This is a genomic window from Streptomyces sp. NPDC026538, assembly GCF_055567535.1.
Window position 1 is genome coordinate 11,826 of the sequence record NZ_JBVHQG010000021.1, and the last position, 12,666, is coordinate 24,491.

Annotated in this window: 10 protein-coding genes and 2 pseudogenes; 4 read left to right on the forward strand and 8 right to left on the reverse strand. The window is 66.6% G+C overall.

Features of this window, described 5'->3' with window-relative positions; genetic code table 11:
* The first annotated feature begins 477 nt into the window (after positions 1-477).
* Together ACZ4N4_RS44920 and ACZ4N4_RS44925 are read left to right on the forward strand one after the other, a co-directional pair.
* Positions 478-1,326, forward strand: coding sequence for a phosphatase PAP2 family protein (locus ACZ4N4_RS44920; protein WP_467600252.1), 849 nt, complete (start codon positions 478-480; stop codon positions 1,324-1,326).
* Between the two features lie 528 nt (positions 1,327-1,854).
* Positions 1,855-2,164, forward strand: a pseudogene (locus ACZ4N4_RS44925) (transposase family protein); the annotation flags it as partial.
* Between the two features lie 82 nt (positions 2,165-2,246).
* Here the strand turns inward: ACZ4N4_RS44925 and ACZ4N4_RS44930 are convergent.
* The 8 genes and pseudogenes from ACZ4N4_RS44930 to ACZ4N4_RS44965 form a co-directional block, all read right to left on the reverse strand.
* A complete protein-coding gene (locus ACZ4N4_RS44930) occupies positions 2,247-3,035 on the reverse strand; it encodes an alpha/beta hydrolase family protein (RefSeq protein WP_467600255.1) in 789 nt (262 codons plus the stop codon).
* A gap of 463 nt (positions 3,036-3,498) precedes the next feature.
* Entirely contained in the window at positions 3,499-4,164 is a 666-nt protein-coding gene (locus tag ACZ4N4_RS44935) for a hypothetical protein (protein WP_467600258.1), read from the reverse strand.
* A 184-nt stretch (positions 4,165-4,348) separates the two neighbouring features.
* A complete protein-coding gene (locus tag ACZ4N4_RS44940; RefSeq protein WP_467600323.1) occupies positions 4,349-5,719 on the reverse strand; it encodes a homogentisate 1,2-dioxygenase in 1,371 nt (456 codons plus the stop codon).
* 83 nt (positions 5,720-5,802) lie between these two features.
* Positions 5,803-6,085, reverse strand: a pseudogene (locus tag ACZ4N4_RS44945) (DDE-type integrase/transposase/recombinase); the annotation flags it as partial.
* Positions 6,086-6,470: 385 nt separating this feature from the next.
* The gene (locus tag ACZ4N4_RS44950) at positions 6,471-6,794 is read right to left on the reverse strand and encodes a putative quinol monooxygenase (RefSeq protein WP_467600261.1); all 324 of its coding nucleotides are present in this window, start codon (positions 6,792-6,794) and stop codon (positions 6,471-6,473) included.
* Positions 6,795-7,164: 370 nt separating this feature from the next.
* Complete coding sequence (locus ACZ4N4_RS44955) at positions 7,165-7,440, reverse strand: YciI family protein (RefSeq protein WP_467600264.1); 276 nt, start codon at positions 7,438-7,440, stop codon at positions 7,165-7,167.
* Between the two features lie 103 nt (positions 7,441-7,543).
* Entirely contained in the window at positions 7,544-8,818 is a 1,275-nt protein-coding gene (locus ACZ4N4_RS44960) for an alpha/beta fold hydrolase (protein WP_467600267.1), read from the reverse strand.
* Entirely contained in the window at positions 8,811-10,013 is a 1,203-nt protein-coding gene (locus ACZ4N4_RS44965; protein ID WP_467600270.1) for a homogentisate 1,2-dioxygenase, read from the reverse strand. Before ACZ4N4_RS44965 ends, ACZ4N4_RS44960 begins: the two co-directional genes overlap by 8 nt.
* Before the next feature lie 589 nt (positions 10,014-10,602).
* On the opposite strand from ACZ4N4_RS44965, the gene ACZ4N4_RS44970 reads away from it, so the two are divergent.
* Entirely contained in the window at positions 10,603-11,346 is a 744-nt protein-coding gene (locus tag ACZ4N4_RS44970) for a maleate cis-trans isomerase family protein (RefSeq protein WP_390644640.1), read from the forward strand.
* Between the two features lie 185 nt (positions 11,347-11,531).
* Positions 11,532-12,635, forward strand: coding sequence for an alpha/beta hydrolase fold domain-containing protein (locus ACZ4N4_RS44975; RefSeq protein WP_467600273.1), 1,104 nt, complete (start codon positions 11,532-11,534; stop codon positions 12,633-12,635).
* Positions 12,636-12,666 lie beyond the last annotated feature (31 nt).

The window sequence follows — 12,666 nt, forward strand, 5'->3', positions numbered from 1 at the left end:
CCACGCATGGGGGGAGCGCAGGGAAGGCTGCACGCCCTGCCAGCTGCTCCCGCTGCGGCTCGGGCTCGAGTAGCCAGCGGCAACACAAACTCACGTAATTTCAGCGAAATTGAACCACCAATCAGGTAAGGCGAACATGGGACCCCTGGCCGCAGCGGCACCTGGTGCCGCTGTATCACACCGTAGGACCAGCGCGCAGTTCCCCGTGCCGCTGTCGGTCGTGCATACGGTGACCAAGCGATGCCGGCTGCTGACCGATGACGGTTTGCCGTCCTCCCGCCAGGCCTTGGCACCGCACGTACGTGCCGTCAGGCAGTACGTCACCGACGCCTGGAGCGGACACCAGCTTGAGGAACTCGGTCGCGTCCACCACGCGGCGCTTACCCGCCTTGCCCTCCTGGGCCCCGACCGGAGCGGGCCCCGCCCCGCGCCGCACCCGGGCGTCCAAGGCAGCCGCCACATTGTTGAGCACACGCGATGAGGGTGGTCGCGTTCTGCGCGCGGCGCCCCCGCTGCGCGGTGTCCAGGGCTTTGCTGGGTCGTTCGCCACGTCTGTCGCGGCCATCGGGAGCCTCATCCCGCATCGTCCTGCGGATCGGTATCGTCATAGGGGCCGTCCTCGGCTACTTCGGTGTCAGAGGACTGACAGACAGCTCGCAGGTCACGGCGTTGCACGACGCCGCACGAGTCGAGGCGGCCGAGCGGGGCCTGCACCTTGACTGGGAGCCCACCGTGCAGAGCCTGGTGGTCAACGACCAGGCCATCACTCGCCTCCTCAACTGGATTTACATCTTCGGCCACTGGCCGGTCATCGCTCTAACCCTGATCTGGTTGTTGTCCCGGCACCCGGAGCTATACGTAAGGGCGGCCTGCGCGATGCTGCTCTCCGGGGCGGTCGGTCTCGTCGCCTTCGCCGTGTTCCCGGTGGCCCCGCCCCGGCTGGCGGCCCTGGGTATGACCGACACCGTCACCGAACAGTCCCACGCCTACCGGGTGCTGCAGCCGCCCGCCTTCACCAACCAGTACGCGGCGATGCCCAGTCTCCACGTCGGCTGGAACCTGCTCATGACGCTGGCGATACTCGCCGCCACCAGGACGATCTGGCTGCGTGTCCTGGCTGTGGCGCTCACCATGTCCATGGACGCCACGGTCGTCCTGACCGCCAATCACTATGTGCTCGATGCATTTGCGGGCGCGGTGCTGGCGCAACTGAGCTGGTATGTGGCAGGACGCCTTCAAGCCCTGGCCACGCGCCGGCACCGGCCCACGGCGCAGGACGGAGACGAGCTGTCACCTCCGGTCCTTGTGCCGCTGCGAAGAGGCTGACCACAGTAGATCTCCCCACCTCGTCGAGACCGCCGGCGTGTGGCCGTGTGCTGCCATCAGGACCGATCGGTGCCTCTTATGCAAGCATCGATCACCGTTCGCTCGGCGGAGAGCTGCGCGCGGCGGTGGGGTCCGCGGCCGAGTGGCTCCGCCGCGACACCAAGCGGTTGCAGACCCGAACCCGAGGCCGACGCCCTGCAGGAGACCATCTGGCGCGGCGCGGAGCGGAGCGTGGGGAGTGGCCGCCGACCATCCGGCGTTGGAACACATCCCCGCACAGCTGACAGGTATGGCACGCCTCTGCCCGGTCCGGGAGAGACGGTAGGCGGATGAGGAGTACCGCACATGCTTCGTCGACGTGGCGGTGCCTCTCCGGCTCGGATTGACGTGAGGCCCAGGTCGCTGTCCGTGGGATGACCGGACGACGGCCTGTTCGCGCCGCATCGTGGGGACGGTGCGGCGCACCCGGGCCGGGTGGGGTTCCTCCTGAGCGGAGAGGAGCTCCACCCGGCTGTCGGCGAGCAGGACTTCGGCATTCCGCTGGGTCGTGTCCTAGCCGGTGCCAATCGCCGGATTCCCCGCTGCTCGCTGCGACTTGGACCGCCTGGGCGACCTGGAACCATTGCCCGACGGCATCACTGTGCACCTGGACGCCGGCTACGACTCAGGCCGAGACCAGCGCCCTGCTTGACGAGCGCGGCCTGCACGGTTGCGTCGCGCACAATGGCGATACGGCACGATCCTGGCCAGTCAGCGTTGAGAACCCGAACGCACCCAGGCTTGGCAGAACGCCTTCTGCCGCCTCGCCTGCTGCTACGAGCGGCGCGCCACCGTCATCTTCTGCCGCGGCAGGCCGTTGAACAGGTCGTGGACGGGGTGGTCGAGCACGTGGAGCGCACCCACGCCTGACAGAACGACTTCTACCGGCTCACGGGCCGTGACCTGTGGATGTACTGGTCGGCCCAGGCGCTGACGATGCGGGCGGCCCGCTGCGCTTGTCCTCGTACAGTCAGGAGATGGTCCGCTCCTTCGAGCGAGACGAAGCTTCGCGGGTGTCGTGCCTCGCGGAAGATCTCCCCCGCGTTGGCGATGTCGACGGTGTTGTCGGTAGGCGAATGCAGGACGAGTAGCGGAACGTGCAACTCGCGTATCCGGTCACGCAGACGAGCATGGCGGACGTCGTCGACGAAGGCACGCTTGAGGACCAGGGTCCTCCCGCCGACGAACCACTCGTGCGACCCTTCACTGAGAACGCGATCCACGACCGCGTTGTACTGCCCCTCGACGTGGCTGGGGTCGACAGGTGCCCCGATCGTGGCGACCGCGCGGACGCCGGTTGCCTCGGCCGCTGCGGCGATGGCGGCGGCGCCTCCCCACGAGTGCCCCACCAGCAGGTCTGCTGGAGTGCCCCGCTCCGCCATCAAAGTTGCCGCACGGATCGTGTCCTGGACCTTGATGGTGAAGGAACCGTCCCCCCAGTCGCCGTCGGAGTCTCCGATCCCGAGGTTGTCGTAGCGCAGCATCCCAATGCCCTCGCGTGCCAGCTGCTTGCTGACGCGCGAGGCGGCCGGCGAGTTCTTGCCGAGTGTGAATCCGTGGACGAAGATTCCCCAGCCCCGGATCTCGCCGTCTGGCAGATCGATTTCTCCTGCCAGTTCCGGGCCGACGATGCTGTTGAATCTCACTTTTTCAGTCATATCGTTGATCACCTAGGCATGGAGCTGTTCGCGGGGTCGGGGAGATGAGAGCGAGACCGGCGAGTGCCACGCGCGTGCTCCGCGCCAGAGAGCAGTGAGCTCGGTGCTTGTCACTGTCGGCGCGTCAGAGGGTGGCTTGTGGACGGCGGCCGGCTGGGTGGTGAGCAGCTGGCAGTCTCAGGGCTACAAGTCCTTCAAGGACTCGTGGGCCCGCCTCAGATCGGCTAGACGAACCGCCGGATGCGAGGCCCGCATCTCCGGTGGTCGGGGGAAGGGGGAGGGCCGAGCGAACCGGCCCTACCCGATCGACGGGTTCTCGCGTGGGCGTGCTCGGTGAGGTGAGCGGGGGACCGGAGGCGCGGCTGATACAGTCAGGGCAGGACAGGTCGCGCCGCGCCTCCGGGGTCTTGCCGGACTCGGATGAGGTCCGGTGGTGAGGGATGACGGTGCCTCGTCGATGTCACTCGGGGTGGGCTCACATGGCCAGGCTGAGGGCCACGGCGGTGGCAGCGGAGAACCCCGTGAGAATGATGGGGCCATGGCCTTTTTCCGGGTGTCGGGCGTTGCGTAGTCGCCGGACTGGGCATGGAAGCCCCCGGCTCCGATCATCGTGAGTGCGAAGCCGATGGCGGCCGCGATGCCCAGGGGCTGCCAGAAGAGCCCCACGTGACGGCATCTGCACGCAGGCACTTAGCACGACGGCGTCGGCGCCGCGAGTGTCGAGTCGGCGCGCGAGTTCCGGCAACTGTCCCTGGTCGAGGCGTCCGATGGCAAGGTTGTCATCCATCTCCAGACGGATCGTGTCCTGGACCTCGATGCCTTTTCCCTCGATGCAGTCGATCACGCGGGCGGTGAGCGGCTTGAGGTACGGGGTCACGAGTGAGACTTTGCGGGCACCGATGTGGTGCAGCCCGGCGGCGAGGGCTCCCGCGCTCGAGACGATGTCCACGGCTGCATCAGCGTCTGTTGACGTCTTGGTGAGCGGCCTCGCGATGTGACGGTGCGCGCGGCGGCCCTGAGTCATGGTGGCGACCAGGCAGGCGTAGGCCATGACGTCCACGGACGCGTCAGCCGGCTCGACCGCTGCACGGTTGGCGTCCGCGTTCATGGCGGCGAGCTCGCTTTCGCTGACTGTCTTCATCCGCTGCCCCCTCCGGCGACGAGGGCTGTCCTGCCTGCGTACTGATAGGTCATTTCTTTGTGTTTTCTTTTTTGCTTTGTCGGGCGCCTGCGGGCGACGACCGTCCGCAGGCGCCCGGCGCCCGCAGGTGTTTGTCGCCGAGGGTGCACTGTGGCCCGCGGGCGGCATTGGGGCTGAGGCCGTGTCAGTAGCGGAAATTTTTCGGGAGGTTGGCCTCGCTGCGCAGCACCTCACCGTCGGGGGATCCGACCGCCTGCGCCGCCTGCGGCGTGAGCACAATTGGCCACTGGGTCTCCACCATGACCATCATTCCCTCGGACTTCTCCGGTACGAGGTCGGCCTGGGTGGCGGCCTCCCAGATGGGTTCTCCCATCCCGTGCGCGGTCATCATGTTGGTCAGCGTGCTGATGCCCTGCCGGTAGCCGCCCGGATTCGGCGCCTCCTCGATCACGCCGACCCACTCGGTGCTCACGTTGCGGTGGTACCACGGGGGCCGGAAGGTGTTCTCGGCAACGGACCACACGGACGGCACGATGAGGAAGTCGATGTTGGGCAGGCCCGGTGTGCTGGTCGTCGAAGTGAGGGCCGTCAGCAGCGAAGGATCCGGGTGGTCGTAACTGACCGTGCCCAGGGCCTGGAAGTCATAGAGGTTGTAGACGAAGGGGACGCTGTTCCCGTGCCACGCCACGACGTCCAGCGGAGAGTGGTCGTAGGTGGCGCTCCAGAGATTCCCGGCGACCTTGTGGATCACCTCGAAAGGCCGCTCTTCGTCGTCATAGGCGGCGACGGGGGCACGGAAATCGCGGGCGTTCGCCAGTCCCGTGGCGCCGATGAGGCCGAGTTCCGGGAGGGCGAACGGCGTGCCGAAGTTCTCGCACACATAGCCGCGGACAAACGACGGGGCCTCTTCCTGACCAGCGGTACCCAGGATCTCGACGCGGAACTTGACGCCACGGGGGATCAGGGCGACCGAGCCGGGCTCCACGCTCAGCAGACCGAGTTCGGTGTGGATGAGCAGGCCGCCCAGCTCGGGCATGATCAGTATTTCGCCGTCGGCATTGCTGAACACGCGGTCCGTCATGGACGTGTCGGCCGTGTAGTAATGGAGCGCCATGCCGCTACGCAGGGCGGGATCGCCGTTGCCGCCCAGGGTCCACAGGCCCGAGACGAAATCGGTTCCCGGCGCAGGTGCTGGCCTCGGCGCCCAGAACAGCAGCCTCGGCTCCACGGGAACCTGCGTGAACGGCGGCGTGAGCAGGGTCCCGTGATCGATGCGCGTGAAAGGCGGATGCACGATCGACGGACGGATGCGGTAGAGCCAGGTGCGGCGAGTGATCGGCCGGAGTTCGGTGAACGCCGTGCCAGACAGCAGCTCCGTGTACAAGCCGTATGCAGGGTGCTGAGGGTTGTTGTGTCCCCTCGGCAGCGCCCCCACCAGGGCCTCACTGCTGTGCTCGTTGCCGAAACCGATGGAGTAGCTCAGCGAGGCCGCCCTCTTGCGGGCCTGTTGCCGCACCCGAGCCTCTGCCGTGATCTCCTCAGGGGTGACTGTCATTTGAAGGTCCTTTCGCGTTGAGCTTTGCCCGATACGTCTCACCGTTCGGGCGCTGTGATGTTCGTGGCACACACAGTCGTATGGCGCCGGTTGTAGTGGGCGAGCCGGCGGAACAGCTCGAGCCGCGTCTGGGCCTTCGAGGTCCAGCTCCCGCTTCAGGCCCTGGAAGGGGCATTGTCGTGGCTCGATCCGACGCGCCCCGTGCTGCGGCGGATGCCGTGTCGTCGGCAGGCGTCGGCGAAGGTCCGGCTCACGTATTGGCGCCGCTGTCCGTGTGGAATACGACGCCGTTGACGTGGCCGCCGTGAACGGCGACTACCATCTCGTCGCGTCGGTCACCAGGGACGTGCGCATGTGATCAGCGATCACGCAGCGTGTGGGTGGCTGCCCGGCGGAGAATCTCGCGCTTCAGTTGCCACTCCTTCTCCACCTTGAGCAGCCGGGCGTTCTCGGTCCTTAGCCGAGCCAGTTCCTCAGCCGGACTGTGGCCGGCCCCGGCGACGCGTTATTCGGACGTGTGCTGGACGGTGTCCTTGCGGACCCACGTGCGCAGAGGGGTGTCCACTCCCAAGGATCAGCCTCAACATCAGGTGCTTCCCGGTAGTTGCGGCACTACCCGCCACCGTGCTCAACGGTAGGCAACCCGCGTTAAGTTACGCGGGGGGCATCGGTCCTCAGCTCCCGGACAGTCACGGTCCCGAACGCTTCATACGGTCTACTCGGTCCGGATCCATTTCGCTTGCCTGTGGTCTCACGGCGCCTGTGCCGGCCGCTTACCGGCCTGCTCGTGCAGGAAGGTTATCTCCATGGACACCAGGTACTGCTCGACCTCCTTCGCCATCGTCTGGGTGTGAGACTGGTTCACGTGGGTCTGGAAGGCGGCTTCGTCAGGGTAGAACTCGTAGATGACACGCTGGAGGGGCTCGTTGTCGGGGATGTGGTTGACATAGACCAAGGCGCCCGGCTCCTTACGGACGCCTTCCAGCGTGCGATCCACAAGGGCGTCGAAGTGCCGAGCGGCATCGGCGTCGCGGATGGTGCAGCGCACGATGAGCGCGTACCCACTTTTTGTCATAGATCCTCCTGAAATGCCGTAATACGGAAAAGTGATGGTGCTGGCCGGTGCCTGTGTGAAAGGCCGCTTTGGGCGCATCGACTTTTGCGGCCAGTGGGGCGTTCTTCGGGGTCTCCTCTGAGGTGGCGGTCACGACCGCTTCCGCCTAATCGACCCGATGGCGGGCGGACTTCCCGGCGGAACTGTCCACCAGACCGTCCCTCCGCTAGGCCGGGGACCGACTGCAACAACTGGTGCAGGACCCCGGCCGATCAATGTCTCGGTGATCCCGGGGGTGGTCCGCGCGGTGACCTTCGCTGTGGTCGTCGACATCCGGGGCCAGCTCCCGGCGACCGCGCAGGTCGCTCACGTCACAACTGGTGGTGGGCGCTTACTGTTGCATCGATCCCCTCACGACGTTCCATTCGCGCACATGGAACGTTGCCTGGCCGGAGCGGATGAGCGGGCTGTCCTGATAGATGTCTCGCGCCTGCTCGAGGGAGTCACAGCGCAGGACGGCCATACCGCCACGGCCGTCGACGAACGGGCCCGCGAGCACGAGGGTGCCCGCGTCGTACAGCTCGTCCAGGAGGACTCCCTGCGCTGCACCCACTTTCTGGTCCGGCGGTCCGCCCGGAAACTCAAGCGTTACGACGAATTGCTTCACAAGATCCTCCACATTGCTGGTCGACCGAGATAACAGTTCTGTTGGTCCATGCCCGACCGGTGTGGTGGCGGGGCGCCCCCACCACACCGGCCAGATGATTTGCTCAGCGGTTCTCCGCCGCGGGGAAGCGCGGAGCGAGCCATTCGACGAGGGTCTGCAGGGCCTTCTCCCGCTCCGGGAGGGGGAGGCCGAAGTGGTCGGCTTCGATGAAGTGCATCGTCTTGTCCTCGGCCGGGCTGGCGTGGAACTGTGTCTGGTTGTCGTCGGGGAAGGCGAGGTTGTCCCCGGTGAAGTTGATCACGAGCAGTGGTTCGTGTACTGACTCCACCGTCTTGAGCAGGTTGGCCCGTGTCGACAGTCCTGACCAGGTGCTCAGCCACGCGCGCGGTGTGATCAGCCGGCCGAACCCGTTGGGCGCGTAGTTCGTCTCGTCCGGTCGGGGCCCGAGAATCGAGGCGGGCTTGCGGGTGGACTTCCAGGAGTGCAGGCTCACGTCCAGGAACGCCGGGTCGGCCTCGGTCCGGTGGACGACCATGTACTGGCCGACCAGTGCGCGGCGGGTGATGTAGTTGCGTTCCTCCAGCGGCAGGTCGGCGAACCCCGGCTCCTGCGTCCGCTGCCGGTGGCGCTGCTGGTCGGCGATCAACCCGCGGGCCCGGGCGTCGAGTCGGGCCACGCGGGCCCGCTGCGCCGCGCGGTAGCGCTCCAGGAATTCCTCGGAGTAGGTGCTGGGCTCCGGGGGTTCGCGGAACCCGTTCGCCGGGTTGTACATGTCCAGGTCCGGATCCACCGCCAGCGGATCGTCTTCGTCGATCACCGAAGGGTCGATGCCGGTCAGCATGAACGCTCCCTGGCCGGGGTGCGCTGCGAGCAGGACGAACCCATCGGCGCCGGGCATCTCCACCGCGTTGAGATCCAGCGGCTCCCCGGCCGCGGTGTCCGTCAGCCGCCCCGGCGGTGCCGTGCTCGCCTGCTGCTGGTAGAACGCCAGAAGCGATCCACCGCCGCTGTTGCCCAGCAGCACGATCTTCTCGAAGCCGCGCTCGTTCTTGAGATGGCTCAGCCCGACCGCGAGATCGAGCAACACCCGCTCGTGCTCGCAGTCGACGTCGTTGTTCAGGCTCCGGGGCTGGTGGACATAGAAGGCATACCCGGCCTCCAGGACCGCCGGAGCGGCGTAGTGCCGACTCATGTCGCCCCGGGGATGCGACGCCACCACGACCGTCCGCTCGCCGCCCCGGGCGTAGAGGATTCCGCGTGAGGCGACACCGTCAAAGGCGTTGACCGGGATGACCGTCGTTTCGGTCCCTGCGGGCAGCGCATCGAAATCGATGATGCCGACGCCCACAGTACTGATCTTCTTCTGCTGCTCAGTCATTGTCCGGTACCTCGAATGCGTCGTTGTCTGTGATCGTTACTGGGCCGAGCCCCACCCGGAATATCTGCTCCTCGCGCTTCTTGGCCTGCGCCTCCGGCGTTGGGGTCAACGATTGCGCCGTGTCCACGAAAATGAACTCGAAGTCCGCACGGTCGCCCGGCTTGATGTTCTTGCGAAGCTCCTCCTCGACCGAGGTGGGAAGGCCGTGGTGCAGCCCCCGCGGCGTGAGCGAAACGCTGGCTGGGGCTACGGGCAGACCGAGAGCTGTCCCGCTGTGCGTGAACATGAACTCGTCGTAGTCCATGTTGCGGTGGTACGGGGGGAATTGCTCCGCGTCCGGAGCCGCCTCGAGCGGACGGGGAAGGAGATTGCCCACGACGACAGTCGACGTGGCGAAAATACTGTGTGCGCTCGGCATGAGATGGATGCGGTCGCTGGTGATCGGTCGAAAGTCCCGGATGTTGATCTTGAATGGGAACAGGTCGCCCTTCCACCCCTCGGCGTCGATCGGGTCGAAGTCGTAGAACGCCGAGGTGTACTCACCATGCAGCTTGATCCGTACGGGCCACTCGCCGTCCTCGGTACGGCCGTCGCCCAGCTCGTCCAGGGCCGGGGAGGGTACATACAACAGGGCCGGGTCGAACGGAGCGCGGCGACCCAGCGGGCCGATGTCGGCGAAGCCGAGCTCCTCGGTCGTCTCGACGATCAGGAAGTAGTTCACCGGACCGGTAGGGCGGATCCGGTATGTCACGCCCTTTGGCATGACGACGTAATCACCGGGCTCGTAGGGGATCGGGCCGAACTCGGTGTAGAAGGCGCCCGTGCCCTCGTGCACGAAGTACAGTTCGTCCCCGTCGGCGTTGCGCGCCGAATAGGTCATGTTGGCGCTGCGCCGGCTCACCCAGATGGAGACATCGGGATTGTGGAACAGCCGCAGCGGGCCGCCATGGGCGTGCGTCAGGTCGGAGGGCTCCAGCAGCCGCCCGTCGATGTCGAGGTGGTTCCCGCTTCCCTCGGCGCGCTTCCAGGCGGTCGGTTCGTTGCGTCGGTACAGGTGTGCGTCTCGGCCCTCGAAGCCATGCCGCGTGAGCATGTCCTCATGCAGGTCACCCACCTCGTGCCGGGCCACGCCTGCCTGCCGCAGCACCGTGCCCCTGCTGTGGTGAATCCACGATCGCATCGGCCTGATGTCCATAGGACTGTCTCCTTCGACTGTGTCCGACCGTTGGGCATGACGATGGACGCGACGTGCTCCGTGGTGGAACGCCGCAGGGATACGGGTACTCGCAGGGAGACGCTGCCGCTGCGCGCCGGTGCTGTTGGGTATTGCCGAGCCATGCGAACCGCACGACCTTGGTGCGTGAGCGCCGTGAGGTGCCGCGCGTGACGTTCCGGCCGGGCCTGCGTGGGTCCGTGGGCAGCAGGCCAACCTCAGCGAAACCGATGGACGTCCACCCGGTGCCGCGCCTGCGAGAAGGAGCCTCGCCCTGCGGGTACGCCTATTCCTGGGGCGTTCCACCACAGGTACGCGGCGTACATCGTCATGGTGAGCGGTCGAAGCAGAGCGCAAGGAGACAGTCCGGTGTGATCGGGCGGGCCGGGCGGGATCCACAATCCCGGGTGCCGGCGAAATCAACGGATGCCCTATTCACCACCTCTCGTCCGCGCGAGTCGGGCGGTGGTCTTGCCGGCGACTCACGCGCGGTCCGATGAGCGGCGTCATCTGTGCGTCGCAGCACAGACCACCAGTGCCGATCCACACTTACAACGAGAGGCGACTATCGATGAGTTCATACCGCGTGGGACTGTTGGTGCCGAGTTCCAACACAACGATGGAGACCGAGGTTCCCGAGGTGCTGCGCCGGGTGGCGGCCACAACCGGCGACCGGTTCACGTTCCACTCCAGCCGGATGCGGATGAAGACGGTAAGTGAAAGCGAGCTCGCCGCGATGAACGCGGACGCCGATCGCGCGACGGTCGAACTGGCCGATGCGTCCGTGGATGTGATGGCCTACGCATGTCTGGTCGCCATCATGGCTCAGGGCCCTGGCGCCCACCGTGACATCGAAAAGCGGCTCACCAAGACGTCGGCGGAGGCGGGTGCAGCCGTGGACGTCGTGTCGAGCGCAGGGGCTCTCGTTGCCGGGCTGCACCACATCGGCGCCCGCAAGGTCTCCCTCGTGACCCCGTATCTCAAACCTCTCACCGCACGCGTAGTCGAGTACATCGAGGAAGAAGGCATCGAGGTCCAGGATGCGATCAGTCTGGAGGTGGACGACAACCTCGCCGTCGGGCGCCTCGACCAGGGACAGCTGCCGGACATTGCGCGTCGGCTCGACACGCGCGGGGCCGACGCGGTGGTGCTGAGTGCGTGCGTGCAGATGCCGTCACTGGAGGCCATTCCCGCCGCCGAAGCCGCCGTCGACCTGCCAGTCATCACTGCTGCCACCGCTACGTCCTGGCAGGTGCTGTCCGCGCTCGGGGCCTACGCCTCAGTCCCAGGGTCTGGCGCACTGTTCAAGGGCTGAGCCCGGGCGGATTTCCGAGGAAGGCTGACAACAGCCATGGCCTGTGAGGACCGCTTCGGCGAACGAATGATCCTGTGCGGCGGCACGTGGGGGCGAGCCCGTCCCGCCCCCACCTCGCGAGCGCGCAGGTGTCTCATGCCTGGACCGCATTCCGTACTCATCATTTCCTGAAGAAGGAGTCGGCCGTGACGGCTGAATCTGCCGGGGAGCTTCGCGATGGCGCTCTGAGACGTCCTGGTGCCCCTGAGCGCTCGCTCAAGACCGATCCCCAGGTGCATCCAGGTGCCGTAGCGGCGCTGGCGCCGTTCGGGCTCGACCAGTTGGCGCCGGCGCCACCGGTGAGTTTCCATTCCGCACGTGCGGAGCTTCTGCATTTCGCCGTCGCTGCCGAATCCGCCTCCGAGCCGATGTTCGACACGATGAACGCCGGCCTACCTGAAGTCGAGGGCGTCACAACCAAGACGCACACCGTCACGGCAGCGGATGGCCATCAGATCCAGCTGTACGTGACCCGTCCGGAGACCGTAGAGGGCCGGCTGCCGTGCCTCTACCACATACACGGCGGCGGCATGGTCATCACGGGGGCCACAAGCGCCGGCTACACCCGCTGGCGGCAAGAACTTGCCGCTACCGGCCTGGTCGTCATTGGTGTCGAGTTCCGCAATGGCGCGGGCAAGCTCGGGCCGCATCCGTACCCGGCCGGCCTCCAGGACTGTGCAGTCGGCTTGCAGTGGGCCGCTACGCATGCCGCCGAGCTGGGGGTGTCGAACATCGTGGTATCGGGCGAGTCAGGTGGCGCGAACCTCGCTCTCGCGCTGACCATCAAGGCCAAACGGGAGGGCTTCCTCTCCACGATCTCCGGGGTGTATGCCCAATGCCCCTACATCTACGGTAAGTGGGCCCACGACGGCGAGGAGCTGCCATCGCTGGCCGACTACGACGGGTACGTCCTCGAGCGCGACATGATGCAGGTACTCGCCGAGATCTACGACCCGGGTTCGGAGAACTCCGACGAGGCGACCTGCTGGCCCTCCCGGGCCACGAGCGCCGACCTGGAAGGGCTCCCGCCGCACGTGATCTCGGTCAACGAGGTCGACCCGGTGCGGGACGAGGGACTCGACTACTACCGCAAGCTGCTCGCGGCGGGCGTCCGGGCGGTGGGCTGGATGAACATGGGGCTGCCCCACGTCGGAGAGACCCTCTTCCGTGTGGCGCTGCCCGATGTCTACGCCGCAAACGTCCGCAGCATCAGCAGCTTCGCATATTCCCTGCGGCGCCCGGCGCCATGAATGTGAGGAATCCGCCGTTGTTCCAGTCGGC